The 24,402-nt window shown below is 69.8% G+C and carries 23 protein-coding genes; 13 read left to right on the forward strand and 10 right to left on the reverse strand.

Annotation, left to right across the window (positions count from 1 at the left end):
• Positions 1 to 7 precede the first annotated feature (7 nt).
• On the forward strand, positions 8 to 1,627 hold the full coding sequence (locus OG841_RS32330; protein WP_371567560.1) for an MFS transporter: 1,620 nt from the start codon (positions 8 to 10) through the stop codon (positions 1,625 to 1,627).
• A gap of 271 nt (positions 1,628 to 1,898) precedes the next feature.
• Positions 1,899 to 2,210 (forward strand): hypothetical protein, encoded by a 312-nt coding sequence (locus OG841_RS32335; protein WP_057615275.1) that lies wholly within the window; start codon positions 1,899 to 1,901, stop codon positions 2,208 to 2,210.
• A 248-nt stretch (positions 2,211 to 2,458) separates the two neighbouring features.
• Here OG841_RS32335 and OG841_RS32340 read toward each other — a convergent pair whose 3' ends face one another.
• Both OG841_RS32340 and aceE read right to left on the reverse strand, forming a co-directional pair.
• On the reverse strand, positions 2,459 to 3,196 hold the full coding sequence (locus OG841_RS32340) for a potassium channel family protein (protein ID WP_328638157.1): 738 nt from the start codon (positions 3,194 to 3,196) through the stop codon (positions 2,459 to 2,461).
• A 79-nt stretch (positions 3,197 to 3,275) separates the two neighbouring features.
• The gene (gene aceE / locus OG841_RS32345; RefSeq protein WP_328638156.1) at positions 3,276 to 6,008 is read right to left on the reverse strand and encodes a pyruvate dehydrogenase (acetyl-transferring), homodimeric type; all 2,733 of its coding nucleotides are present in this window, start codon (positions 6,006 to 6,008) and stop codon (positions 3,276 to 3,278) included.
• Positions 6,009 to 6,351: 343 nt separating this feature from the next.
• On the opposite strand from aceE, the gene OG841_RS32350 reads away from it, so the two are divergent.
• The 6 genes from OG841_RS32350 (at position 6,352) to OG841_RS32375 (ending at position 10,825) form a co-directional block, all read left to right on the forward strand.
• Positions 6,352 to 6,783 carry a DUF3052 domain-containing protein gene (locus OG841_RS32350; protein WP_020116104.1) on the forward strand — a complete coding sequence of 144 codons (432 nt, stop codon included), beginning with the start codon at positions 6,352 to 6,354 and terminating at the stop codon, positions 6,781 to 6,783.
• 110 nt (positions 6,784 to 6,893) lie between these two features.
• Positions 6,894 to 7,352: a peroxiredoxin gene (locus OG841_RS32355; RefSeq protein WP_057615270.1), complete on the forward strand. Its 459-nt coding sequence runs from the start codon at positions 6,894 to 6,896 to the stop codon at positions 7,350 to 7,352.
• A 96-nt stretch (positions 7,353 to 7,448) separates the two neighbouring features.
• Positions 7,449 to 8,024 carry a calcium homeostasis/redox stress adaptation protein gene (locus OG841_RS32360; RefSeq protein ID WP_030323468.1) on the forward strand — a complete coding sequence of 192 codons (576 nt, stop codon included), beginning with the start codon at positions 7,449 to 7,451 and terminating at the stop codon, positions 8,022 to 8,024.
• A gap of 125 nt (positions 8,025 to 8,149) precedes the next feature.
• Positions 8,150 to 8,725, forward strand: coding sequence for a TerD family protein (locus OG841_RS32365; RefSeq protein ID WP_326668915.1), 576 nt, complete (start codon positions 8,150 to 8,152; stop codon positions 8,723 to 8,725).
• Positions 8,726 to 8,850: 125 nt separating this feature from the next.
• Complete coding sequence (locus OG841_RS32370; RefSeq protein ID WP_328638155.1) at positions 8,851 to 9,999, forward strand: DUF475 domain-containing protein; 1,149 nt, start codon at positions 8,851 to 8,853, stop codon at positions 9,997 to 9,999.
• An 88-nt stretch (positions 10,000 to 10,087) separates the two neighbouring features.
• The gene (locus OG841_RS32375) at positions 10,088 to 10,825 is read left to right on the forward strand and encodes a TerD family protein (protein ID WP_328638154.1); all 738 of its coding nucleotides are present in this window, start codon (positions 10,088 to 10,090) and stop codon (positions 10,823 to 10,825) included.
• A 6-nt stretch (positions 10,826 to 10,831) separates the two neighbouring features.
• Here the strand turns inward: OG841_RS32375 and OG841_RS32380 are convergent, their stop codons facing one another.
• Positions 10,832 to 11,626: a TerD family protein gene (locus OG841_RS32380; RefSeq protein ID WP_365117403.1), complete on the reverse strand. Its 795-nt coding sequence runs from the start codon at positions 11,624 to 11,626 to the stop codon at positions 10,832 to 10,834.
• Between the two features lie 206 nt (positions 11,627 to 11,832).
• Between OG841_RS32380 and OG841_RS32385 the strand changes: the two genes are divergently transcribed.
• The 3 genes from OG841_RS32385 to OG841_RS32395 are packed head-to-tail and all read left to right on the forward strand — an operon-like array spanning position 11,833 to position 16,299.
• Entirely contained in the window at positions 11,833 to 12,996 is a 1,164-nt protein-coding gene (locus tag OG841_RS32385; RefSeq protein WP_266565292.1) for an HpcH/HpaI aldolase/citrate lyase family protein, read from the forward strand.
• A gap of 25 nt (positions 12,997 to 13,021) precedes the next feature.
• Positions 13,022 to 15,475: a phosphoribosyltransferase gene (locus tag OG841_RS32390; protein WP_371567565.1), complete on the forward strand. Its 2,454-nt coding sequence runs from the start codon at positions 13,022 to 13,024 to the stop codon at positions 15,473 to 15,475.
• Complete coding sequence (locus OG841_RS32395; RefSeq protein WP_328638151.1) at positions 15,475 to 16,299, forward strand: HAD family hydrolase; 825 nt, start codon at positions 15,475 to 15,477, stop codon at positions 16,297 to 16,299. The genes OG841_RS32390 and OG841_RS32395 overlap by 1 nt, the downstream gene beginning before the upstream one ends.
• Here the strand turns inward: OG841_RS32395 and OG841_RS32400 are convergent.
• Together OG841_RS32400 and OG841_RS32405 are read right to left on the reverse strand one after the other, a co-directional pair.
• Positions 16,274 to 16,906 (reverse strand): DedA family protein, encoded by a 633-nt coding sequence (locus OG841_RS32400; RefSeq protein WP_328638150.1) that lies wholly within the window; start codon positions 16,904 to 16,906, stop codon positions 16,274 to 16,276. The two genes, OG841_RS32395 and OG841_RS32400, sit on opposite strands and share 26 nt — an antisense overlap.
• Positions 16,907 to 16,963: 57 nt before the next feature.
• Positions 16,964 to 17,185 carry an FmdB family zinc ribbon protein gene (locus OG841_RS32405; RefSeq protein WP_328638149.1) on the reverse strand — a complete coding sequence of 74 codons (222 nt, stop codon included), beginning with the start codon at positions 17,183 to 17,185 and terminating at the stop codon, positions 16,964 to 16,966.
• Between the two features lie 102 nt (positions 17,186 to 17,287).
• On the opposite strand from OG841_RS32405, the gene OG841_RS32410 reads away from it, so the two are divergent.
• Together OG841_RS32410 and OG841_RS32415 are read left to right on the forward strand one after the other, a co-directional pair.
• Positions 17,288 to 18,913, forward strand: a complete 1,626-nt coding sequence (locus OG841_RS32410; RefSeq protein ID WP_365117395.1) for an alkaline phosphatase D family protein — start codon at positions 17,288 to 17,290, stop codon at positions 18,911 to 18,913.
• A gap of 177 nt (positions 18,914 to 19,090) precedes the next feature.
• Positions 19,091 to 20,455 carry a carbohydrate-binding protein gene (locus OG841_RS32415; protein ID WP_328638147.1) on the forward strand — a complete coding sequence of 455 codons (1,365 nt, stop codon included), beginning with the start codon at positions 19,091 to 19,093 and terminating at the stop codon, positions 20,453 to 20,455.
• A 40-nt stretch (positions 20,456 to 20,495) separates the two neighbouring features.
• Here OG841_RS32415 and OG841_RS32420 read toward each other — a convergent pair whose 3' ends face one another.
• The 5 genes from OG841_RS32420 to OG841_RS32440 are packed head-to-tail and all read right to left on the reverse strand — an operon-like array spanning position 20,496 to position 24,393.
• Positions 20,496 to 21,590, reverse strand: coding sequence for a serine hydrolase domain-containing protein (locus tag OG841_RS32420; RefSeq protein WP_328638146.1), 1,095 nt, complete (start codon positions 21,588 to 21,590; stop codon positions 20,496 to 20,498).
• On the reverse strand, positions 21,587 to 22,507 hold the full coding sequence (locus OG841_RS32425; RefSeq protein WP_371567569.1) for a DUF6895 family protein: 921 nt from the start codon (positions 22,505 to 22,507) through the stop codon (positions 21,587 to 21,589). The genes OG841_RS32420 and OG841_RS32425 overlap by 4 nt, the downstream gene beginning before the upstream one ends.
• A complete protein-coding gene (locus tag OG841_RS32430) occupies positions 22,504 to 23,481 on the reverse strand; it encodes a DUF6895 family protein (protein ID WP_328638144.1) in 978 nt (325 codons plus the stop codon). The genes OG841_RS32425 and OG841_RS32430 overlap by 4 nt, the downstream gene beginning before the upstream one ends.
• Positions 23,478 to 24,191 carry a hypothetical protein gene (locus OG841_RS32435; protein WP_371567571.1) on the reverse strand — a complete coding sequence of 238 codons (714 nt, stop codon included), beginning with the start codon at positions 24,189 to 24,191 and terminating at the stop codon, positions 23,478 to 23,480. The genes OG841_RS32430 and OG841_RS32435 overlap by 4 nt, the downstream gene beginning before the upstream one ends.
• A gap of 13 nt (positions 24,192 to 24,204) precedes the next feature.
• Positions 24,205 to 24,393, reverse strand: coding sequence for a hypothetical protein (locus OG841_RS32440; protein WP_328638142.1), 189 nt, complete (start codon positions 24,391 to 24,393; stop codon positions 24,205 to 24,207).
• Positions 24,394 to 24,402 lie beyond the last annotated feature (9 nt).

Genomic DNA, 24,402 nt, shown 5'->3' on the forward strand with positions numbered 1-24,402 from the left:
GAACACTATGACTAGTCAGACCACCATCGATACGACGGGGCCGGAGGACAGGGCGTCACAGTCCCCGTCGGATCAGCCGCCCGCCGCGGGCCTGCGCGGCCACCCGTGGCTCACCCTTCTGACCGTGGCCGTCGGCGTCATGATGGTGGCCCTCGACGGCACCATCGTGGCCATCGCCAACCCGGCCATCCAGGCCGACCTCAAGGCGAGCTTCGCGGACGTCCAGTGGATCACCAACGGCTACTTCCTCGCGCTGGCGGTCGCCCTGATCACCGCGGGAAAGCTCGGTGACCGCTTCGGTCACCGCCAGACCTTCCTGATCGGTGTCGTCGGCTTCGCCGCCGCCTCGGGTGCGATCGGACTGTCCAGCAGCATCGCCGCGGTCGTCACCTTCCGCGTCCTCCAGGGACTGTTCGGCGCCCTGCTGATGCCGGCCGCGCTCGGTCTGCTGCGGGCCACCTTCCCGGCCGAGAAGCTCAACATGGCCATCGGCATCTGGGGCATGGTCATCGGCGCCTCCACCGCCGGCGGCCCGATCCTCGGCGGTGTCCTCGTCGAGCACGTCAACTGGCAGTCGGTGTTCTTCATCAACGTGCCGGTGGGTGTCCTCGCCCTCGTCCTCGGCGTGCTGATCCTGCTCGACCACCGCGCCGAGAACGCCCCGCGCTCCTTCGACATCCTGGGCATAGCCCTGCTGTCCGCCGCCATGTTCTGCCTGGTGTGGGCGCTCATCAAGGCCCCGACCTGGGGCTGGGGCGACGGACTGACCTGGACCTTCATCGCCGTGTCCCTCGTGGGGTTCCTCCTGTTCGCCGTCTGGGAGACGAAGGTCAAGGAGCCGCTGATCCCGCTCGCGCTGTTCCGCTCGGTGGCGCTGTCGGCGGGTGTGGTCCTCATGGTCCTGATGGCGATCGCGTTCATGGGCGGCCTGTTCTTCGTGACCTTCTATCTGCAGAACGTGCACGGGATGAGCCCGATCGACGCCGGTCTCCACCTGCTCCCGCTGACCGGGATGATGATCGTGGGCTCCCCGCTCGCGGGCGCCATGATCACCAAGCTCGGCCCGCGGGTGCCCCTGGCCGGCGGCATGGCGTCCGTCGCGATCGCCATGTTCGGGATGTCCACGCTGGAGACGGACACCGGCAGCGCCGTGATGTCGCTCTGGTTCGCCCTGCTGGGTCTCGGCCTCGCACCCGTGATGGTGGGCGCCACCGAGGTCATCGTGGGCAACGCGCCGATGGAGCTCTCCGGTGTGGCCGGCGGTCTCCAGCAGGCCGCGATGCAGATCGGCGGCAGCCTCGGTACGGCCGTCCTCGGCGCCGTGATGGCCTCCAAGGTGGACGGCGACCTCGCGGCCAACTGGAACGGCGCGGGTCTCCCGGCGCTCACGCCGGCTCAGCTGGACCAGGCGTCCGAGGCGGTCCAGGTGGGCGTGCCCCCGGTCGCCAAGGGGACCCCGGAGGCGATCGTCGCGAAGATCACCGACGTCGCCCATGACACCTTCATCTCCGGCATGAGCCTGGCGTCCCTGGTCGCCGCGGGGGTCGCGGTGGTGGCGGTGTTCGTCGCCCTGCTCACCAAGCGCGGCGCGAACGCGGAGGCGGGCGCGGGTGTGGGGCACATCTGACGCCTGATCCGGCACCTGACGGGACGTCAGTGTTCTTCGCCTATCAGGGTGAAGAGGCTAAAGATTTCTCGCCCTCGGTACGCGCCGCAGGTCACAGTAAGTCAAGCCCTCCGCACGGCACGCTCGTGCGATGCGGAGGACGGACGGCGCTGCGGCGCGCTGCCGGAGGGGGGCGGCGCGCCGCAAGGCCGGAGGATTAACCGCCGAGACCGGGGTACTCGCATCGTTGAACCCGAGACGAACCCAACCAACCAAGGGTGTCAGGGAGTTGATGATGGCGGGCTTCGGACACGGAACGCGCAGGTACCCCCGATCACGTGGCCGGACGTGGTCACGGACCGGGCCGGATCGCGCGACGCTCGGAATCATCGGAGTCATCTGCGCGATCGCGGGATTCTTCGTGCTGGGGATCATCCTCGGCCCCGTGGCGATCGTCTGCGGCTGGCTCGCCATGGGCCGCACCTGGTCGGGCGGCAACCGTGCCTGGCCTGCTCTGGTCGCCTTCGTACTGGGCGCCATCGACACGCTCCTGGCGATCATCTGGCTCGTCGGAGCGGCCACCCCGGGCAGCGGGTTGTTCTGACCCGGGGCGCGTGAGGGAAGGGCCCCCGGTGGGACGACCGGGGGCCCGCCCATGCCCGTGTCCGGCCGGATGGCCTGCACAGGGCCGCGACCTCCGCCCGCAGGGGCGCCCTGCCCCTCCGCCTGTAGGGGGATCGTCCTCGGCCTCGTCGTGGGCGTCCGCGACTGGCTCGCCCCGGGGCCACCCGGTCGGTTGGTCAGCGCGTCCGGTCCGCTCCGGTCGTCCCGTTCGGGCCGGTCCAGGCCCCGTCAGCCGCCGACGGACGTCTTCCGCAGGGCCGCGACCTCCGCGCGCAGGGCCCGTACTTCCTCCGTCAGGGCCTGGATCGCCTCCGTCTGCCGGCGTTCCTCCACGTCGTCCTTCTCGAACCGCTCGATGAACCACGCGGCGATGTTCGCGGTCACCACACCGAGCAGGGCGATCCCGGAGAGCATCAGCCCGACCGCGACCATCCGGCCCAGTCCGGTGGTCGGGGCGTGGTCGCCGTAGCCCACGGTCGTCATGGTCGTGAAGGACCACCACACCGCGTCACCCAACGTGCGGATGTTCCCGTTCGGCGCGTCCCGTTCCACCGAGAGCACCGCCAGCGACCCGAACATCAGCAGTCCCACGACCGCCCCGGCCACATACGTCGTCACCCGGATCTGCGAGGTCATCCGCGCCCGCTGTCCCACCAGCAGCAGGGTGGAGACCAGCCGCAGCAGCCGCAGCGGCTGTATGAGCGGCACCACCACGGCACACAGGTCCATCCAGTGCTGCCGTACGAATGCGCGCCGCTCCCGCGCGAGCGACAACCGCACGAGGTAGTCGACGGCGAAGACCCCCCACACCACCCACTCGACCACCGTGCACACCGCCGTCAACGACCGTCCCGCCGAGGTGTCCACGATCGGCACGGCATAGGCCACGGCGAACAGCACCGCGAGCGCCAGAAGGGGCCGCTGGGTGTGCTGTTCCCAACGGACCTGCGCTGACTGTTCCTTCATGACCGCATCGTAAGGAAACGGTAAAGGGCGGTGGAGCACAGCTCCACCGCCCTTCGTCCGTTCCGGCCGGGCGCAGCGGTTACGCGTCGCCGCCCGCGGCCCCCGGGTCAGCCGCCGAGACGTCCAGCAACTGGTACCGGTCGATCGCCTGCTTCAGCACCGAGCGGTCCACCTTGCCCTCCCGCGCCAGCTCCGTCAGCACACCCACCACGATCGACTGGGCGTCGATGTGGAAGAACCGCCGCGCCGCACCCCGGGTGTCCGCGAAGCCGAAGCCGTCCGCCCCCAGCGACTGGTACGTACCCGGCACCCACCGCGCGATCTGGTCGGGAACCGCGCGCATCCAGTCGGACACCGCCACGAACGGCCCCTGCGCCCCGGCCAGCTTCCGCGTCACGTACGGCACCCGCTGCTCCTCCTCCGGGTGCAGCAGGTTGTACTCCTCGCAGGCCACGGCCTCGCGCCGCAGTTCGTTCCAGGAGGTCGCCGACCAGACGTCCGCCTTGACGTTCCACTCCTCGGCGAGGATCTTCTGCGCCTCGACCGCCCACGGCACGGCCACACCGGAGGCCATGATCTGTGCCGGGATCGACCCCGAAGTGCCCTCGGAGAACCGGTAGACGCCCTTGATGATGCCCTCGGCGTCCACGTTCGCAGGCTCGGCCGGGTGCCGGATGGGCTCGTTGTAGACGGTGAGGTAGTAGAAGACGTCCTCGCTGTCCGGGCCGTACATCCGGCGCAGACCGTCCTGCACGATGTGCGCGATCTCGAAACCGAACGCCGGGTCGTACGCCACACAGCCCGGGTTGGTCGAGGCGAGCAGCTGCGAGTGCCCGTCCGCGTGCTGCAGCCCCTCACCGGTCAGAGTCGTACGCCCCGCGGTCGCGCCCAGCACGAAACCGCGCGCCAGCTGGTCCGCCATCTGCCAGAACTGGTCGCCGGTGCGCTGGAAACCGAACATCGAGTAGAAGACGTACACCGGGATCAGCGGCTCGCCGTGCGTCGCGTACGCCGAACCCGCCGCGATCAGCGAGGCCGTGCAGCCCGCCTCCGAGATGCCGTCGTGCAGCATCTGCCCGGTCGGCGACTCCTTGTACGCGAGCAGCAGTTCACGGTCGACCGACTCGTACTGCTGCCCGAGCGGGTTGTAGATCTTCGCGCTCGGGAAGAACGAGTCCATGCCGAAGGTGCGGTACTCGTCCGGCGCGATCAGCACGAACCGCCTGCCGAGCTCCTTGTCCCGCATGAGGTCCTTGAGCAGCCGTACGAACGCCATGGTCGTGGCGATCGACTGCTGACCCGAGCCCTTCTTCACGGTCGCGTACGTCTTGTCGTCCGGCAGCGCGAGCGGCTTGGAGCGCACGACACGCGTCGGGACGTAACCGCCGAGACCCAGTCGGCGGTCGTGCATGTACTGGATCTCCTCCGAGTCCCGGCCCGGGTGGTAGTAGGGCGGTGCGCCCGACTCCAGCTCCTTGTCGGAGATCGGCAGGTGCAGCCGGTCGCGGAAGCCCTTGAGGTCGTCGACCGTCAGCTTCTTCATCTGGTGCGTGGCGTTGCGGCCCTCGAAGTTGGGCCCCAGCGTCCAGCCCTTGACGGTCTTGGCGAGGATGACCGTCGGCTGGCCCTTGTGCTCCACGGCCGCCTTGAACGCCGCGTAGATCTTCTTGTGGTCGTGACCGCCGCGGCCCAGGTGCAGGATCTGGTCGTCGGTCATGCCCTCGACCATCGCGCGCAGGCGGTGGTCGTCGCCGAAGAAGTGATCGCGGATGTAGGCGCCGGACTCGGTGGCGTACGTCTGGAACTGGCCGTCCGGGGTGGTGTTCATCCGGTTGACGAGGATGCCGTCGCGGTCCTGCGCGAGCAGCGGGTCCCAGGTGCGGTCCCAGATCAGCTTGATCACGTTCCAGCCGGCGCCCCGGAAGACCGACTCCAGCTCCTGGATGACCTTGCCGTTGCCGCGCACCGGGCCGTCGAGGCGCTGCAGGTTGCAGTTGACGACGAAGGTCAGGTTGTCCAGGCCCTCGCGCGCGGCGATGGTCAGCTGGCCGAGCGACTCCGGCTCGTCCATCTCGCCGTCGCCGAGGAACGCCCACACATGGGACTTGGACGTGTCGGCGATCTCGCGCGCGTGCATGTAACGGTTCATCCGCGCCTGGTAGATCGCGCCGATCGGGCCGAGGCCCATCGACACGGTCGGGAACTCCCAGAAGTCCGGCATCAGCCGCGGGTGCGGATACGAGGACAGTCCGTGCGGGGCCTTCGACTTCTCCTGGCGGAAGCCGTCGAGGTTGTCCTCGCTGAGCCGGTCCAGCAGGAACGCGCGCGCATAGATGCCCGGGGAGGCGTGGCCCTGGAAGAAGACCTGGTCGCCGCCGTCGCCCTCGTCCTTGCCACGGAAGAAATGGTTGAAGCCGACGTCGTAGAGGGACGCGGAGGAGGCGAAGGTGGCGATGTGGCCGCCGACGCCGATCCCGGGACGCTGGGCACGCGAGACCATCACGGCCGCGTTCCACCGGGTGGCGTTCAGGATCTTCCGCTCGATCTCCTCGTTGCCCGGGAAGAACGGCTCCGCCCTGGTGGGGATCGTGTTGACGTAGTCCGTGCTGCGCATCTCCGGCACGGCCACGCGCTTCTCGCGGGCCCGCTCGATGAGCCGCAGCATCAGATAGCGGGCCCGCTCCCGGCCGCGCTCGTCCACGGCGGCGTCGAGGGAGTCGAGCCACTCCTGGGTTTCCTCGGGATCGAAGTCAGGAACCTGACTCGGAAGGCCGCCAATGATGATCGGGTTGCGATCGGATCCGGAAGCCACGCTGTTCCTTACCTGTCAGAGGGCCGTATTTCTGTATGCCTGCACCGCTCCCCATCGTGTACCTCGGGGGGCCAAACGTCATCTCTACTCCGTGGTAACCCGGTGCTCCGCGCCCGGGTATGGTTCCCAAACACGCAAAGAGGGCAGAAAGGTGTGGCATGTGTCACGACGTGACCGCGATGATGTGCCTGGAGTTGCGTCGACACGTTCCGGAACGTCACCGTTTCGGCGGTCTGAAACGCCGGGTACTTGCGCGATCCGCCCCGCCCGTGTGGACTACGGCCAATGCTTCGCGCACGCGCGTGGCTGAGACCATCATCAAGACATGATCAGGAGGCAACCCGTGAGCGCGACCGCGGACCACGCGGAGACGAGCCCTGCCGTGAGGCTGGGGTTCCAGCCCGAGCAGGTGGTCCAGGAGATCGGCTACGACGACGACGTAGACCAGGAACTCCGCGAGGCCATCGAGCAAGTCATCGGCAGCGACCTTGTGGACGAGGATTACGACGACGTCGCCGATGCCGTGGTGCTCTGGTTCCGTGACGAGGACGGCGACCTGACCGATGTGCTGGTGGACGCCACCACGTACATCGAGGAGGGCGGCTCGATCCTGCTGCTGACGCCGAAGACCGGCCGGGACGGCTACGTGGAGCCGAGCGACATCTCCGAAGCCGCGACGACGGCAGGCCTGTCCGCCTCCAAGAGCGTCAGTGTGGGCAAGGACTGGAGCGGCAGCCGGCTGGTGACGCCCAAGGCGGCCAAGTCCAAGAAGTAGCCCTGTGGGACCGGACGGGCCGGCGCGACCGGCCCGTCCGCATACCCGTGGTGATCGCTGCGTAGGGTGGTTGCGTCACTCGAACAGCCTCCCGAAGGGACATCCACGCGATGGCGATCCAGGTCGGCGAAAAGGCCCCCGACTTCGAGCTCAAGGACAACCACGGCCGGGCCGTGAAGCTGTCCGACTTCCGCGGCAGCAAGAACGTCGTGCTGCTCTTCTACCCCTTCGCCTTCACCGGCGTGTGCACCGGTGAGCTGTGCGAGCTGCGTGACAACCTGCCGCAGTTCTCCGACCGCGACACCCAGCTGCTCGCCGTCTCCAACGACTCCATCCACACCCTGCGCGTCTTCGCCGAGCAGGAGGGCCTGGAGTATCCGCTGCTGAGCGACTTCTGGCCGCACGGCGAGGTATCCCGCGCCTACGGTGTCTTCGCCGAGGACAAGGGCTGCGCGGTGCGCGGCACCTTCGTCATCGACAAGGAGGGCGTGGTCCGCTGGACCGTCGTCAACGCCCTGCCGGACGCCCGTGACCTGAACGAGTACGTGAAGGCGCTCGACACCCTGTGATTGTTCGCCTCCAGGGACTGCGTGGTCCGGGAACCCGTCACTAGGATCGAATCGTTGATCCGGCAGCATCTCAACCAGCAAACCTATGGAGGACTCGTGGGAGTCAGCCTCAGCAAGGGCGGCAACGTATCGCTGACCAAGGAGGCCCCCGGCCTGACCGCGGTCATCGTGGGTCTGGGGTGGGACGTCCGCACCACGACCGGCACCGACTTCGACCTGGACGCCAGCGCACTGCTGCTGAACTCGGCAGGCAAGGTCGCCAGCGACGCCAACTTCGTCTTCTTCAACAACCTCAAGAGCGCGGACGGCTCGGTCGAGCACACCGGCGACAACATCACCGGTGAGGGCGAGGGCGACGACGAGCAGATCAAGGTCAACCTCGCCGCGGTCCCGGCCGACGTCGACAAGATCGTCTTCCCGGTCTCGATCTACGACGCCGAGAACCGCCAGCAGTCCTTCGGCCAGGTGCGCAACGCGTTCATCCGCGTCGTGAACCAGGCCGGCGAGGCGGAGATCGCCCGCTACGACCTCTCCGAGGACGCCTCCACCGAGACCGCCATGGTCTTCGGCGAGCTCTACCGCAACGGCGCGGAGTGGAAGTTCCGCGCCATCGGCCAGGGCTACGCCTCGGGCCTGCGCGGGATCGCCCAGGACTTCGGCGTCAACGTCTAGGAGCTGTCCACCGGGCGGGCCCTCGGACCGGCCCCGGCTCTCTTCGTCCGGCGCCGCACGGTTTGCGTGCGGCGCCGGACGTGCAGGAACAGCACAGAAACACACTCTCGGGGAGGGAACAGCACATGGGCGTCACGCTCGCCAAGGGAGGGAACGTCTCCCTGTCCAAGGCCGCCCCCAACCTCACCCAGGTGATGGTCGGACTCGGCTGGGACGCGCGCTCCACCACCGGAGCCGACTTCGACCTCGACGCCAGCGCCCTGATGTGCAGCAGCGGGCGGGTCCTGGGTGACGAGTACTTCGTCTTCTACAACCAGCTCAAGAGCCCGGACGGCTCGGTCGAGCACACCGGCGACAACCTCACCGGTGAGGGCGAGGGCGACGACGAGTCGATCCTGGTCGACCTCTCCCAGGTGCCGGACCGGTGCGACAAGATCGTCTTCCCGGTGTCGATCCACGACGCCGACAACCGCGGCCAGACCTTCGGTCAGGTCAGCAACGCCTTCATCCGCGTGGTCAACCAGGCCGATGGCCAGGAACTGGCCCGCTACGACCTCTCCGAGGACGCCTCCACCGAAACCGCGATGATCTTCGGCGAGCTCTACCGCTACCAGGGCGAGTGGAAGTTCAGGGCGGTGGGGCAGGGCTACGCGTCGGGCCTCAGGGGCATCGCTCTCGACTTCGGAGTCAACGTCTCATAACGCGATATGAGCAAAAGCCGGGGCAGGGTGGGGCCTCGAGGGCGCCCGACTACACTTCGCTTCAAAGTTTCGTAAAGCCGAGTGCGGCACGGGGGTCCCCCGTACACGTACGGATTGGGTAGCCAGTGGTTCTCAAAACCTTCGGCTGGTCGTTCGCGGTCACCGCGCTCGGCTTGGTCGCTGCGGTCCTCTACGGGGGGTGGGAGGGCTTCGGTGTCGTGGCGATCCTCTCCATCCTCGAGATCTCCCTGTCGTTCGACAACGCGGTGGTCAACGCCGGAATCCTGAAGAAGATGAACGCCTTCTGGCAGCGCATCTTCCTCACGATCGGTGTCCTGATCGCCGTGTTCGGCATGCGGCTGGTCTTCCCCGTCGTGATCGTCGCGATCAGCGCCAAGATGGGGCCCATCGAGGCGGTCGACCTCGCCCTCAACAACAAGGACCACTACCAGGAGCTGGTCACCGACGCGCACCCGGCGATCGCCGCGTTCGGTGGCATGTTCCTGCTGATGATCTTCCTGGACTTCATCTTCGAGGACCGGGACATCCAGTGGCTGCGCTGGATCGAGCGGCCGCTGGCCAAGCTCGGCAAGGTCGACATGCTGTCGGTCTGCATCGCGCTGGTCGTCCTGCTGGTCACCGCGTTCACCTTCGCGACCCACGCCCATCAGCACGGCGGCACGCATGTCGACAAGGCGCAGACCGTCCTGATCTCCGGCATCGCGGGTCTGATCACCTACATGGTCGTCGGCGGTCTCTCCGGCTACTTCGAGGACAAGCTCGAAGAGGACGAGGAACGCGAGCACGAGGAGGAGGAACAGGCCGAGCGCGAGGGCAAGCCCAAGTCGGCGGTCCTGATGGCCGGCAAGGCCGCCTTCTTCATGTTCCTCTACCTGGAGGTTCTCGACGCCTCGTTCTCCTTCGACGGCGTGATCGGCGCGTTCGCCATCACCAACGACATCGTCCTGATGGCGCTGGGTCTCGGTATCGGCGCGATGTACGTCCGGTCCCTGACCGTGTACCTGGTCCGCCAGGGCACCCTCGACGACTACGTCTACCTGGAGCACGGCGCCCACTACGCGATCGGCGCCCTCGCGGTGATCCTCATGGTCACCATCCAGTACCAGATCCACGAGATCATCACCGGTCTCGTCGGTGTCCTCCTGATCGGCTGGTCCTTCCTGTCCTCCGTGCGCCGCAACAAGGCACTGGCGGCCGCCGAGGGAAAAGCCGAGGGCTCGGACGAGAAGACTGAGGTCTCGTCCGGGGTGTGACACCCTTCCCGGTGAGGAACGCTCTGAGCGGGGCGGCCGGCCTCCGGCCGCCCCGCCGGTTTTCTCCAAAGTGAACATGGGGGCGGGAATGGGCTTCTTGGACGGACTCCGGGGCGGCCGCGAGGTCGACTTCGACTCGGGCAGCGCGGCCAGCAACGCGATCGAACTGACCAAGCGGCACAACCGGGTCTCGCTCACCAAGCAGGGCGCGGCGACCGGGAACCTCCGCGTCAACCTGACCTGGCGGATGCGGACCTCCGACATCGGGGGCTCACAGCGGGAGTCGCTGCTGCGGCACCCCTTCAAGGCGCTCAGGCCGCCGGAGGTCCTCGGGCACAGCCAGAGCATGGTCAACGTCGACCTCGACCTGGGGTGCCTGTACGAGCTGGCCGACGGCACCAAGGGCGTCGTCCAGCCGCTCGGCGGGCTACTGGGGGACGTGAACGCGCCGCCGTACGTGAAGCTCAGTGGGGACGACCGGTTCGGGTCGGCGTCCGGCGAGACGATGTACGTCAACCTCGATCACCGGGACCAGATCAAGCGGCTGCTGGTCTTCGTGTACATCTACGACCAGACGCCGGCGTTCGACCGTACGCACGCCATCGTGACGCTGTATCCGAGCAATGGGCCGCGGATCGAGATAGGCCTCGACGAGCGGCACCCTCAGGCCCGGTCCTGCGCGGTCGTGATGATCGAGAACGTCAAGGGCGAGCTCATCGTGCGGCGCGAGGTGCAGTTCGTGTACGGGTTCCAGGGCGAGCTGGACCGGCTGTACGGGTGGGGGCTTCAGTGGGGGCGGGGTTACAAGGCGAAGGCCGACCGGTGAGGGCCGCTACCGTCCGATGAACTGCGGCCCCTGGGGCGGCATACGGAACTCCGCCGCCGGTACCGGAGTCACCGGCTGCGGGTAGCCGTACCCCGCCGCCGCCACGGGGGCTGTCGCCGGAGTCGCCTGCTGGGGGTAGCCGTAGGCCGGCTGAGTGGGGACCGAGGCGGCCGACTGGGCCGGTTGCTCCGGGGGCAGGGGGAACGACGTGGCCTCGGGCTGGGGCGGGGTCTCCGCGGAGTCGGACTCGTCCACCACGATGCCGAAGTCCGTGGCCAGGCCCTGGAGGCCTTCCACATAGCCCTCGCCCAGGGCGCGGAACTTCCAGCCCTCGCCGCGGCGGTACAGCTCGCCGCAGATCAGGGCGGTCTCCTCGCCCGTCTCCGGCTTGATGTCGAAGTAGAGCAGCGGCTCGCCGTCGGCGACCGAGGCGTCGTACAACAGGATGCGCAGGCCCTGCACGCGGCCGAAGGTGGCGTTGTCCACCGACGCGTCGTCCACCGACGCGACCAGGAGAATCTGGCTGACGTCGGGCTCGACACCGGTCAGATCTGTCTGGATCGTGTCGGTGGGGCCCTCGGCGACGCGCTTCTTGCCGAGGAGCCAGACCTTCCCGGAGGGGTGCCGGGGCTGGTTGTAGAAGACGAAGTCCTCGTCGGATCGCACACGACCGTCGGGACCGAGGAGGAGCGCCGAGGCATCGACGACCGGGACCCCCTGCCCGGGCGCCCAGCGCAGCACAGCGCGTACCGTGGTGGCTTCCAGCGGGACGTTCGACCCTTTCAGCATGGCGTGCGTCATGCGGTCATCCTGCCCTCTCGGTCCTGATCACGACAACGCGGGGGTGCGGGACACCGGTTCATGTCGTACCGGTGTCGACAAGGTCGTGTTTGTCTGCGTTACCTGAAATTCATGCCCGGTGGGAACCTCGGACATGGGTACCTACGTACTATTACCGGCCACCTGTGATCGGTTCACAGGCGGCACAGCTGCCACGGGGGAGTCATATGCGTCATTTCGGGCACATCGCCCCTGAGGTGCGTCAGCGCCTCTTCCACCAGGAGCCCTGCGAGTTCACCGCGGACTCCTCGGCCCGGCTGCTCTCCGCGGCCCTGGGCGCCACGCTCTACAGTCCGGCCACGCGGCCGCGGCTCGCCGACGACATCGTCAAGCAGACCGGACGCGGCGTGGTCTCGATGGTGCTGTGCCTGGAAGACTCGATCGGTGACGACGACGTCGCAGAGGGCGAGGAGAACCTCGTCCGGCAGTTCACGGACCTCGCGGACCGGCAGGTGGACCTGCCCCTGCTCTTCATCCGGGTCCGCCACCCCGAGCAGATCCCCGATCTCGTACGACGGCTCGGTCCCGCCGTCCGGCTGCTGTCCGGATTCGTGCTCCCGAAGTTCACCGAGGAGCGCGGCATCCCCTTCCTGGAGGCCCTCTCCGGCGCCGAGGTCGCGAGCGGCCACCGGCTCTTCGCCATGCCCGTGCTGGAGTCTCCGGAGCTGCTCTACCGGGAGACGCGCGTAGAGACCCTGGAGGGCATCGCGCGCGCGGTCGACAAGTACCGCGACCGGGTTCTGGCGCTGCGCCTCGGCGTCACCGACTTCTGCTCCTCCTACGGCCTGCGCCGCGCCCCCGACATGACCGCCTGGGACGTCCAGATCGTCGCCTCCGTGATCGCCGACGTGGTGAACATGCTGGGCCGCGCCGACGGCACCGGCTTCACCGTGACCGGGCCGGTCTGGGAGTACTTCCGGGTCCAGGAGCGCATGTTCAAGCCGCAGCTGCGCCGCAGCCCCTTCCTGGAGGGACAGGCCGAGGAACTGCGCGAGGCGCTCATCGAGCACGCCATGGACGGCCTGCTGCGCGAGATCACCCTCGACCAGGCCAACGGCCTGCTCGGCAAGACCTGCATCCACCCTTCCCACGTACTGCCGGTGCACGCACTGTCCGTGGTCAGCCACGAGGAGTTCAGTGACGCGCAGGACATCCTGCGGCCCGAGCGCGGTGGTGGCGGGGTGCTGAGGTCGCAGTACACGAACAAAATGAATGAAGTGAAGCCGCATCGCGCCTGGGCGGAGCGGACCCTGCTGCGCGCCGAGGTCTTCGGGGTGGCCAACGAGGACATCGGCTTCGTGGAGCTGCTCGCCGCCGGAATCTCCGGCTGATCATTTCGTGGACACCAAGGGACGCATGAACAAGGCAGTGAACGACCAGGTCTGGTCGGGGACGTGGGTCGCCGACCGGCTCGGCGTCGAACTCGTGGGCGACAGCCGGCTGACCGACCTGCTGGGACTGGCCCTGCGCCGCAACCCCAAGCGGGCCCATCTGCTGGTCTCCAACGTGCTGGGCAAGCACGTCCCGCAGTCGCCGTCGGTGGTCTACGGCCAGGGCTTCGCGCTGGGCCGCAGGGTTCGCGACCTGCTGGGTGACGAGGAGGCGGCCCGAGCGGTCGTCCTCGGCTACGCGGAGACGGCGACAGGTCTCGGCCACTCCGTCGCCGACGGCATCGCCCTCGCCCCCTACCTCCACTCCACCCGCCGCCCGGTCCCCGGTGTGGTCCCCGCGGGCGGCTTCGAGGAGTCCCACTCCCACGCCACGAGTCATCTGCTGTTGCCGGAGGACCCGGCCCTGCTGGCCGGGGACGGCCCATTGGTCCTCGTGGACGACGAGTTCTCGACCGGTAACACGGTCCTGAACACGATCAGGGATCTGCACGGACGGCATCCGCGGGGCCGGTACGTGGTGGTCGCCCTGGTGGACATGCGGTCGGAGGCGGACGCGGGGCGGCTGGAGGATTTCGCGCGGGAGATAGGCGCGCGGGTCGACCTGGTGGCGGCGGCTTCGGGCACCGTACGCCTGCCCGATGGGGTGCTGGAGAAGGGGCAACAACTGGTCGCCGAGTACGAGAGTCACCTAGGGGCGCGGGGAACTGCGCGACCAGCCCCCACCTGCCCGCACCCGGCACTCGACCGCATGGACCTCATGTGGCCCCGAGACGTCCCGGACGGAGGCCGCCACGGATTCACCCCGGCACACCGAATACGCCTGGAATCCGCCCTCCCCGCCATGGCCGCAAGGCTCGCCGAGGCGCTGCCGCAGGACGCGCACCGCGTCCACATCCTCGGCTTCGAAGAGCTCATGTACGCCCCCCTGAGACTCGCCCGAGAACTCGAACAGGTCGCTGAAGGCGCCGAGGTGACCTACTCCACCACCACCCGCTCGCCGGTGCTCGCCGTCGACGACCCCGGATACGCCATCCGCAGCCGGATCGTCTTCCCCGCCCACGACACCCCCGCCGACGGCCCCGGCGACCGCTACGCGTACAACGTCGCCGGCGCCGGTTTCGACGCGATCGTCGCCGTGGTCGACTCCACGGCCGACACCCCCGAACTGCACGCCCCCGACGGCCTCCTGGCCCAACTCGCCGCGCACACCCGGCAGGTCGTCCTCGCCGTCGTCCCCAGCTACACCCCCGAAAGGCGCCCCATGCTCCCCGAGCCCCTCCGCGGCCCCGCCTTCTCCTCGTACGCCCCCGAGGAGGTCGGCTGGCTGCTCCAGGACCTCTCGGACGTCACCCTGGAGGCGCCGACCGAGGAGCGCGAAGAGGCCATCCAGAGCGGCGGCGCGCACTACGCGGAGTCGCTGCCGGTGGAGTACCAGCCGAGCGACCAGTACCAGGAGCTGTTCCGGACGGCTCTCCAGGAGTCCTCCGCGCGGCTCGCCCAGGCGGTCGGCGCGGTGACGGAGATCGTGCTCCAGGAGCGCTCGCCCCGCCCCGTCCTGGTCTCCCTCGCCCGCGCCGGTACCCCCGTCGGCGTGCTGATGCGCCGCTGGGCCCAGTTCCGCCACGGCCTCGAACTGCCGCACTACGCGGTCTCGATCGTCCGGGGCCGCGGCATCGACGCCAACGCCCTGCGCTGGCTGGCCGGACACCACGACCCCGCCGATGTCGTGTTCGTCGACGGCTGGACCGGCAAGGGCGCGATCACACGTGAACTGGCCGAAGCGATAGAGCAGTTCGAGGCAGAGGGCGGTCCCGTCGGCTTCGACCCGGAGATCGCCGTACTCGCCGACCCGGGCTCGTGCGTGAAGACGTACGGCACCCGCGAGGACTTCCTCATCCCCTCCGCGTGTCTCAACTCCACGGTGTCCGGCCTGATTTCGCGTACGGTCCTGCGCGCGGACCTGGTCGGCCCGGACGACTTCCACGGCGCGAAGTTCTACCGCGAACTCGCCGGCGCGGACGTGTCGGTGGACTTCCTGGACGCCGTCGCCGCCCGCTTCCCCGAGGTCGCCGAGGCGGTCGGCGCACAGGTCAAGGAACTCCTCGCCGGCGACCGGGAGCCCACCTGGGAGGGCTGGGCGGCCGTCGAACGCATCAGTGAGGAGTACGGCATCCACGACGTCAACCTCGTCAAGCCGGGCGTCGGCGAGACCACCCGGGTGCTGCTGCGCCGGGTGCCCTGGAAGATCCTGGCGCTGGCCGGTGCGGGCGCCGACCTGGACCACGTACGCCTGTTGGCCGAGCAGAGAGGTGTCCCGGTGGAAGAGGTCGCCGAACTCCCGTACACCTGCGTGGGGTTGATCCACCCCAAGTACACGCGGGGCGCGACGGGCGCCGACGGCAGGGCGGTGACCCTCTGATGCCGACGCAGCCTCCGGTGCTCGTGGCGAGCGACCTCGACCGTACGCTCATCTACTCCGCCGCCGCTCTGGCGCTCACCATGCCGGACGCGCGGGCGCCCCGGCTGCTCTGCGTCGAGGTGCACGAGAGCAGGCCGCTGTCGTACATGACGGAGACCGCGGCCGGGCTGCTCTCCGAGCTCGGGGACGCGGCGGTCTTCGTGCCGACGACGACCCGCACCCGCAAGCAGTACCAGCGCATCAACCTGCCGGGCCCCGCGCCCACGTACGCGATCTGCGCGAACGGCGGCCACCTGCTGGTCGACGGCGTCACCGACCACGACTGGCACACCCGCGTCACGGCCCGCCTCGCCGACGAGTGCGCACCCCTCGAGGAGATCCGCGCGCACCTCCAGGAGACGGCCGATCCCCTGTGGGTGCGCAAGCACCGGATCGCCGAGGACCTCTTCGTCTACCTCGTCGTCGAGCGTGAACTGCTGCCCGAGGACTGGGTGAAGGAGCTCGCGGTGTGGGCCGAGAACCGCGGCTGGACGGTCTCCCTCCAGGGCCGCAAGATCTACGCCGTCCCCAAGCCGCTCACCAAGAGCGCGGCCATGCGCGAGGTGGCCCGGCGCACCGGGGCCGCCCTGACGCTGGCCGCGGGTGACTCCCTGCTGGACGCCGACCTGCTCCTCGCGGCCGACCGGGGCTGGCGGCCCGGACACGGGGAGCTTGCGGACGTGGGCTGGACGGCCCCGGCGATCACCGCCCTGCCGGAGCGGGGTGTCGCGGCGGGGGAGCGGATCCTGCGCGAGTTCCTCAGGACGGCTCGGACACCTCAGTAGGGCTCGGCCGACCTCGCCGCAGCAGTCGTACGGCGATGAAGGCCACGACCGCGAGCGCGGCGACCGCGAGGACGATCTTCGAGTACGCGGACATCACGTCGGTGACCTGGGTCCAGTTGGCGCCCAGGGCGTGGCCCGCGAGGACGAACGCCGTGTTCCACAGGGCGCTGCCCAAGGTGGTCAGCGCCAGGAACACGGGCAGCGGCATGCGTTCGACGCCGGCCGGGATGGAGACGAGGCTCCGGAAGACCGGGATCATCCGGCCGAAGAACACCGCCTTGGTGCCGTGCCGCAGGAACCAGGCCTCGGTCCGCTCGATGTCCGAGACCTTGACGAGGGGCAGCCGGGCCGCGATGGCCACCGTGCGGTCCCGGCCGAGGAGCGCGCCGACGCCGTAGAGGGCGAGGGCGCCGATCACCGAGCCCGCCGTCGTCCACAGCAGCACGGCGACCAGGCTCATCCGGCCGGTGCTCGCCGCGAAGCCCGCGAGCGGCAGGATCGCCTCGCTCGGGATGGGCGGGAAGAGGTTCTCCAGGGCGATGGCGATCCCGGCACCGGGCGCGCCGAGCGTGTCCATGAGGCCGTTGACCCGGTCGATGGCTGACATGGGCCCACGCTAGGGAGGCCGACCTGAAGGCAGGCTGAAGAGGGGTGCGTACGGCGGTCAGCCGCAGCAGCCTCCGCCGCAGCAGCCGCCTCCGCCGCCACCCCCCTGGGGTGCCGGGGCCGACGCGGACGCCGAGCCGCCCACCGCCACCGTCGACAGCAGCTTCACCGTGTCGTCGTGGCCCGCCGGGCAGTCGGCGGGGGCGGAGGACTCGGCCATGGGACGGCTCAGTTCGAAGGTGTCGCCGCAGGTCCGGCAGCGGTACTCGTAGCGAGGCATGAACACAGGTTAACCGGCGCCCCGGCGAGGTGCCCGAATTATGATCTTTGTCCGGTTAGCATACGGGGGTTCTCTGCCGACGATCAACCGTGGGGGGACCCCTTGGCTGTGCGACATGACCCCGAACTGCTCGCCGCCGCCCGGTACTTCGGGCGGCGCCGCTTTCTCACGGTCACCGCGGCGGCCGCCGCTCTCGCGTTCAGCACCCAACTGCCGGCCCGGGGCGCGGCGGGCTCCACCGAACTCGACTCGGCGAGGATGGCCAGCGATCCGTTCACCCTCGGCGTCGCCTCCGGGGACCCGCTGCCCGACTCCGTGCTGCTGTGGACCCGGCTCGCCCCCGCCCCGTTCGAGCCGGACGGCGGGCTGCCCCAGCAGTACGTCACCGTCCAGTGGGAGATGGCCCTCGACGAGCGCTTCAGTGCTCCTGTCCGCAGCGGCGTCGACATCGCCTACGCCGAGTACCACCACACCCTGCACGTCGACGTCGCGGGCCTCGAGCCCGACCGTGTCTACTACTACCGGTTCAAGACCGGAACATGGATCAGCGAGACGGGCCGTACGCGCACGGCGCCGGCCACCACCACCGCCGCCGCGTCGCTGTCCTACGCCGCCGTCTCCTGCCAGGCCTACCACGACGGGTACTACACGGTGCACCGCCATCTCGCCCAGGACGACGTCGACGTGGTCTTCCACCTCGGCGACTACCTGTACGAGTACGCCGTGAACGCCACGGGCGGCCAGCGCGCCTACACCGACCGCAAGCTGCCCGCCCTCTTCAACCGGGAGGCCATGACCCTGGAGGACTACCGGCTGCGCTACGCGCTCTACAAGAGCGATCCGGACCTGCGGGCGGCCCACGCCGCGCACCCCTTCGTGGTCACCTGGGACGACCATGAGACCGAGAACAACTACGCGGGCGCCATCAGCGAGAACGACGATCCTCCGGAGGTGTTCCTGCTGCGTCGCGCCGCCGCCTACCGGGCGTACTGGGAGAACCAGCCGCTGCGCGGCGCGCAGTTGCCGAACGGTCCCGACGCGCGGCTCTACCGCCGGCTCCAGTGGGGCACCCTCGCCCAGTTCGACATCCTCGACACCCGGCAGTACCGCTCCGACCAGGTGTACGCGTCCACCAAGCACTCCGGCGGTCCGCTCCAGGACGACCCGACGCGCACCATGACCGGGGCGGCGCAGGAGAGCTGGCTCATCGACGGCTGGCGTGACTCACAGGCCCTGTGGAACGTGATGCCGCAACAGGTCTGCTTCTCGCAGCGCAAACTCGACCTCACGTCGGAGCCCATGATGTCCATGGATGCCTGGGACGGCTACCGGGCCTCGCGCCGCAGGATCCTCGACGGCGCGAAATCGGCCGGGGTCGAGAACCTGGTGGTGATGACCGGGGACGTGCACGCCGGCTACGCCTTCGACATCAAGGACGACTTCGACGACCCGGCCTCCAGAACCCTGGGCACGGAGTTCACCGCCACGTCGGTCGCGAGCGGACGGGACGGCGCCGACCGGCCCCCCACCTGGGAGACGTATCTCAAGGCCAACCCGCATCTCAAGTTCTACAACGGGCGCCGCGGCTATGTGAGGGTCACGCTCGACCGGCAGCAGGCGCAGGCCGACTTCAGGACCGTGTCCGCCGTGACCAAGCCGGGTGCGCCGATCACCACCGCCGCGTCCTTCGTGACGCAGGCCGGCAACCCGGGCCTCCAGCCCGTCTGAGGAACTGCCGGGCACCGCTAGCCGGTGTGACGGCCCGTCGGCATCCCGTGCTCCGCCGGGCGGCCCTTTCTTGTCGTCCGATGCGTGGAACGGGCAGGAAGCGGACATTGTCCGTCCGGTTATCGGCAAAACCTAGGGATTCGAGACCTTTTGTACTCACACCCGAGGAGATGCCTGATGGTCCACAGACACGCTTCGGCCGGCTGTGCCGCGTTGACGCTGCTCAGTGCCCTCGTGCTCACGGGGCTGCCCGCGGCCGCGGCCGTCGAGCCCCCCGCGCCGACGCCGGCGCCCTCCGCCGCCGAGATGCTCGGCGCGAACAAACCCTCGCCCGCGGTCCTGCGGGCGCTGAAGCGTGATCTGCGCCTGACCGAGGATCAGGCCAGGACGCGCCTGGTCAACGAGGCCGAGGCGGGCACGCGCGCGGGCCGCCTCCAGAACGCGCTGGGCAAGCGCTTCGCGGGAGCGTGGGTGAGCGGAGCCACCTCCGCGGACCTGACGGTGGCGACCACCGACGCCGCGGACAGCCCCGCCATCGAGGCCGGTGGAGCGCGGGCAGTGGTCGTCAGGACTCCGCTGCAGGACCTGAAGGCCGCCAAGGCGAAGCTGGACGCTTCCGTGACCGGCGAGGCCCTGGACACGCCGGTCCGGTACATCGACGTACGGACCAACCGGGTGACGGTGCAGGCGAAGAGCCGCGCCGCCGCCGACACGCTCATCGCGGCCGCCCACGTCGACAGCGCGATCGTGGACGTCAAGGTGTCGGCCGACCAGCCGCGCGCCCTGTACGACATCCGGGGCGGTGACGCCTTCTACATCGACGGCACGGCCCGCTGTTCCGTGGGATTCGGCGTCACCAAGGGCGACCAGCAGGGGTTCGCGACGGCCGGCCACTGCGGGAAGGCGGGGGCGAAGACCACCGGGTACAACCAGGTCGCCCAGGGCACCTTCCAGGCATCCGTCTTCCCCGGGAAGGACATGGCCTGGGTGGGCGTCAACAGTGACTGGACCGCCACGCCCGCCGTCAAGGGCGAGGGCGGTCAGAACGTGCAGACCGCCGGCTCGGTGCAGGCCCTGACGGGTGCCTCGGTGTGCCGGTCCGGTTCCACCAGCGGCTGGCACTGCGGCACGATCGAGCAGCACGACACGAGCGTCACCTACGCCGAGGGCACCATCGACGGCGTGACCCGTACGACGGTGTGCGCGGAGCCGGGCGACTCCGGTGGCCCGTACATCTCGGGAGCCCAGGCCCAGGGCGTCACGTCCGGGGGCTCCGGCGACTGCACGAGCGGCGGAACGACCTTCTACCAGCCGATCAATCCGCTGCTCAGCACCTACGGCCTCACTCTCAGGACAAGCACCGGCCAGAGCGGCACCACCGCCCCCGAGGACGGTCAGAGTGGTGGCTGGGCCGCGGGTCAGGTGTACGAGGTGGGCGCGCGGGTGACCCTCGACGGCGTCTCCTACGAGTGCCTCCAGCCCCATCAGGCGCAGGCCGCGTGGCAGCCGGCCCTCGCTCCGGCCCTGTGGCAGCGCGTCTGAGGACGCGGTGACGTCGGCGATGCCGGAGCTCGTCGGCCCACTACATCTCTGCCAGCAGGGTGTACGCGGTCGGCACGAAGGCATCGCCGGCGCGGAAACGGCGGGTGCACATGGCGGCCAACGCCGTTCCGATGTCGGGCCGGAATCCCAGGAAGGCCTGCTGACCGAGTGTCGCCCCGCCGTGGAAGTACATCGGACCGCGCTGCGTGGGGTGCTGGAACCACGCCACCGTGTGCACATGCCGGTGTCCGAGGCCGCGCCGGAGCACAGGGCGGCGTACCGCGCGCAGCGCAGCGGTCAGCGGTCCGCCCGACGGATCCAGATGTGCTTCCAGGAACGTGAGCAGATCGTGCGGGCCGGCCCGGACGGCGCCGGCCGCCTGGAAGCCGCCGACGGTCAGTGGTGGAACGGGCGTGGTGCCGTCCTTGCGGTGCCCGGTGGCGTCGGTGTCCGGGCCGCCGGGGGTGAGGGTGGCGTCGCGCAGCCGGAGCGGCTCCAGCACCTGACCGGTGAGCAGTTCGTCCCACGGGGTGGCGGTCGCCGCCGTCAGGGCGTGACCGAGGACGGCGACACCGAAGTTGGAGTAGTGCCAGCGGGTGCCGGGCCGGTGGCGTTGCCGGTGGCGCAGAAAGGCGTCGACCACGCGCTCGGCCGGATAGCGGGCGTAGGGGTTGGTCCGCCACGCCGGCAGCGCCCGGACGAAGAAGTCGGCGGGCAGGGCGGGCAGTCCGGAGGTGTGGGTGATCAGGTGGGCGAGGGTGACGGGATCCTCGCCGGGCCGCCGAGCCGGATCCAGCAGGGCGGCGGCGGGCTCGCCCGCGGACAGCCGGCCCGTCTGGGTCAGATGGGCCAGCAGCAGTCCGGTGAACGTCTTGGAGGCCGAGCCCATTTCGTAGCGCAGCTGATCGCGGGGGACGGGCGGGGCTGGCGCGCTGCCCCCGGTGCGCACGGTGCGGCGACCGTACCGGGAGAGGGCGAAGACGACGTCGGGCGCGTGCACGGCGTCGACGGCCTCGTCGAGCCGCTGCCGCACCGCCTCGTCGTCGCCGGGTGCCTCCCGCCACGTCACGCCGGTGACGTCGAGCGGGTCGCCCGGCCAGGGGGCGGGGCGCGCAGGGCGTGCGCCGACTGTCATGACGGTGTGTGCGCCAGCCGCGTCAGGGCGCGGGACGTGGCCAGGACGGAGGCGAAGGCGGCGACCAGCGTCGGGTGGTAGACGACGTCGAAGACCTCGTCGGGTGCGCCCTGCGGCATCGTGCGCACGGCGGGCATCGCGCCGTCGGGCTGCTGGGCGGCGGCGAAGCCTTCCCATGCCCGCTCGTCGAACGTGGGGCGGGGCAGACAGGCGTCGACGACGAGCAGTTCACCGAGCAGGTCCCAGCGTTGCAGGTCGAGCCAGTCGTCCAGCCAGGCCGGCAGCCAGTCCGCGAGGTAGTCGGCGACCTCGGCCGGCAGACCGTCGGGGTTCTCTCCCCAGTCGGTGAGATGGAAGACGGTGTGGGTGATGTCGTAGGCGATGTGCCCTTCCACGGTCCAGGGTTCGGGTGCACGCCCCAGCCACGTCGCGCCGACGACGTCGGCCTCCGGGACCCGGGGCGCCAGGCCGAAGCGGCGCTGGAAGGCGGACAGGCCCAGGCGCCGGACCGGTGACATCTCCAGGGCGGCGTAGCTGTCCAGCCGCTGGTTGAGCTGGAAGGCCCGCTCGGCCTCGGGGCTGCTGTAGCCCAGCTCCTTGAAGGGCAGGTACACCTCGAAGGGGATGGGCGAGAGGGGTTCGGTGTGCTGCCCGTGCACCAGCATCCGGCCGCCGTCCAGGGTGTGGCGCCAGGCGTGGTCGATCAACTGCCGTGCCAGCGCGGCCTGTCGGGACCCCGCCACGCCCTCGCGGAACAGCACCTTGCAGATGAGCGCCAGTTCGCCGACCGGTTTGAAGCGTTCCAGGAAGCCGACCTCCGGGTCGGCGTCCAACTCCAGCCGGAATCCGTCGCGGTGGGCGTGCAGCCACTCGAGAGCACCGACCCCGACGTTGTGGATGAGGCGCGTGTCGTTCATCCCGGCACTCCCTGTCCGCCGTCCGCCGCGAAGGCCTCCGCGTCCCCGGCCGCCTCGCGCAGCCGGTTGACGGTCAGCACGGCGGCGAAGGCCGTCATCAGTGTCGAGTGGTAACAGTCGATGAAGTCGGGTGCGGTCGTACGGCCGCCCCGGCCGCCCACCTCCGGGACGGCGCCCGAGTCGTGCTGCGCGACCGACAGTCTCGCCCAGGCCTCCTGGAACAGAGCGCGGTCCGGCGGGCCGGGCAGACTGCTCGCCACGGCCAGCAGTTCGCAGCTCAGGTCCCACTGCTCGTCCTCCAGACAGGTGTCGAGCCAGGGCGCGAGCCAGTGCCGGAGGTAGGCCGCGACCGGTGGGGGTACGGCCTGCGGGGTCAGGCCCCAGTCGGTGAGATGGAAGATCACATGGGTGAGCGTGTAGCCGGCGGCCAGCTCGAACGTCCACGGCTCCGGCAGACCGGCGAGCCAGGTGCGGCCCAGTGCCCGCGGCATGTCCTCGTGTTCCGGGAGGCCGCTGCGGCGCTCGGAGTTGAGCACGCTCAGGCGTCGGTTCGGTTCCTGCTCCGTCAGGTGCCAGCCGCGGGTCCGGGCCACCGTCGCGGTGGCGCTCTCGTAGCCGGCGTGGCGCAGGCCCGCCGACGCGAACGCCGCGTAGATCTCCAGCGGATAGGTCGCGAAGGGTTCGAGCCGCTGCAACTCCACGAAGAGGGCGCCGCGTTCGGTCTGTTGCCACGCGAACGACAGCAGGTCCGACGCCAGCACGTGGAGCGGGTCGGCCGGATCGGTGTGCCGTCGTACACAGACGCACACCTGGGCCAGCTCGCCGAAGGGCTTCCAGGTGGTGTTCACGTTGCCGTGCTCGGCGAGCGCGTCGTCGCCGAGCGCGAATCCCTCGCGGTGGGCGGACACCCAGGCCAACGCGGCCGCGCCCAGAGCCCGGACCTCGCGCGTCGCCGGGACCTCGTGGCCCGTCACACCGGCACTCCGGCGCGCATCAGTTGAGCGGCCTCGACCTGGAACGCCACGCGGGCGTCCGCGCCGCCCATCTGCGCCACGAACTCCAGCCCGGTGTCCAGGCCCAGCGTCTGCGGCACCTCGTCGAGGAGGACCAGCCAGCGTCCCGCTCCGGCTGCCTGGAGCCAGTCGCGGCGGCGGACCGCCCGGACGAATCCCCGGGCGACGTCGACCGGGCGGCGGCGCGCCGCACGGGCCACCGCGCTGTCCTCGCCGGGGAGCGCGAGCGGGGCGAGCACCGCGAGTTGGTGGGTCAGGAACTGCCACGGCGCGTCGTCGAGCCAGGACGCCTCGGGCTCGGTGTCGTCGCCCGACGCGCCGTCGAGGGACGCGTCCAGCCGCAGGAGCGCCCGTCGCATGGCCCAATGGCTCCACATCGAGGTGGGAGGGGCTCCGGCGGGTGGTGGGTAGGCGTGTACGGCCCTGCTGAACACGGCGAGATCGTCCGATGTCGGGGGCGCGCAGCGCAGCAGGACGCTCGGCAGGACGACATCGGCTCCGACCACCCGTACGGCGGCGAGGGCCGGGTCGGCGGTCGCCCCGGGGCCGTTGCCCTGCGCGACCGTGCCCGCGAGCCGGAAACGGTCCCCGCTCCGAAGAGCGGAGACCAGTTCCGACATGAGGCCCTGCACCGCGCCCGCGAGGCGGGTCGAAGTGCCTGACTGCTCCATTCGGGTTCTCCCGTCAGCCCTTCTTCGGCCGTGGCGTCGGAGGCGAGAGGAGGAGTTGGCTCGACGACGACACCAGAGCGAGCGCCGCGCACTGGCGGCTGTCGCGGTAGTAGCCGTCGGCCTCGACCGGGTCGAGAGCCGCTTCGACGTCGATGCCGGGTGCGTCGGTGAGGTCGTCGAGCAGGAACTCGGGGGAAGACATACCACCATC

The organism is Streptomyces canus (genome assembly GCF_041435015.1).
GTDB classification, from domain to species: domain Bacteria; phylum Actinomycetota; class Actinomycetes; order Streptomycetales; family Streptomycetaceae; genus Streptomyces; species Streptomyces canus_G.

Excerpts from the sequence above, each read along its gene's own strand:
- OG841_RS32340 (WP_328638157.1), bottom strand. The coding sequence starts at position 3,196 with ATGAAGGAACAGTCAGCGCAGGTCCGTTGGGAACAGCACACCCAGCGG.
- OG841_RS32420 (WP_328638146.1), bottom strand. The coding sequence starts at position 21,590 with ATGACAGTCGGCGCACGCCCTGCGCGCCCCGCCCCCTGGCCGGGCGAC.
- OG841_RS32375 (WP_328638154.1), top strand. The coding sequence starts at position 10,088 with ATGGGCTTCTTGGACGGACTCCGGGGCGGCCGCGAGGTCGACTTCGAC.
- OG841_RS32395 (WP_328638151.1), top strand. The coding sequence starts at position 15,475 with ATGCCGACGCAGCCTCCGGTGCTCGTGGCGAGCGACCTCGACCGTACG.
- OG841_RS32425 (WP_371567569.1), bottom strand. The coding sequence starts at position 22,507 with ATGAACGACACGCGCCTCATCCACAACGTCGGGGTCGGTGCTCTCGAG.
- OG841_RS32415 (WP_328638147.1), top strand. The coding sequence starts at position 19,091 with ATGGTCCACAGACACGCTTCGGCCGGCTGTGCCGCGTTGACGCTGCTC.
- OG841_RS32405 (WP_328638149.1), bottom strand. The coding sequence starts at position 17,185 with ATGCCTCGCTACGAGTACCGCTGCCGGACCTGCGGCGACACCTTCGAA.
- OG841_RS32440 (WP_328638142.1), bottom strand. The coding sequence starts at position 24,393 with ATGTCTTCCCCCGAGTTCCTGCTCGACGACCTCACCGACGCACCCGGC.
- OG841_RS32385 (WP_266565292.1), top strand. The coding sequence starts at position 11,833 with ATGCGTCATTTCGGGCACATCGCCCCTGAGGTGCGTCAGCGCCTCTTC.
- OG841_RS32330 (WP_371567560.1), top strand. The coding sequence starts at position 8 with ATGACTAGTCAGACCACCATCGATACGACGGGGCCGGAGGACAGGGCG.
- OG841_RS32355 (WP_057615270.1), top strand. The coding sequence starts at position 6,894 with ATGGCGATCCAGGTCGGCGAAAAGGCCCCCGACTTCGAGCTCAAGGAC.
- OG841_RS32380 (WP_365117403.1), bottom strand. The coding sequence starts at position 11,626 with ATGACGCACGCCATGCTGAAAGGGTCGAACGTCCCGCTGGAAGCCACC.
- OG841_RS32335 (WP_057615275.1), top strand. The coding sequence starts at position 1,899 with ATGATGGCGGGCTTCGGACACGGAACGCGCAGGTACCCCCGATCACGT.
- OG841_RS32365 (WP_326668915.1), top strand. The coding sequence starts at position 8,150 with ATGGGCGTCACGCTCGCCAAGGGAGGGAACGTCTCCCTGTCCAAGGCC.
- OG841_RS32390 (WP_371567565.1), top strand. The coding sequence starts at position 13,022 with ATGAACAAGGCAGTGAACGACCAGGTCTGGTCGGGGACGTGGGTCGCC.
- OG841_RS32435 (WP_371567571.1), bottom strand. The coding sequence starts at position 24,191 with ATGGAGCAGTCAGGCACTTCGACCCGCCTCGCGGGCGCGGTGCAGGGC.
- OG841_RS32400 (WP_328638150.1), bottom strand. The coding sequence starts at position 16,906 with ATGTCAGCCATCGACCGGGTCAACGGCCTCATGGACACGCTCGGCGCG.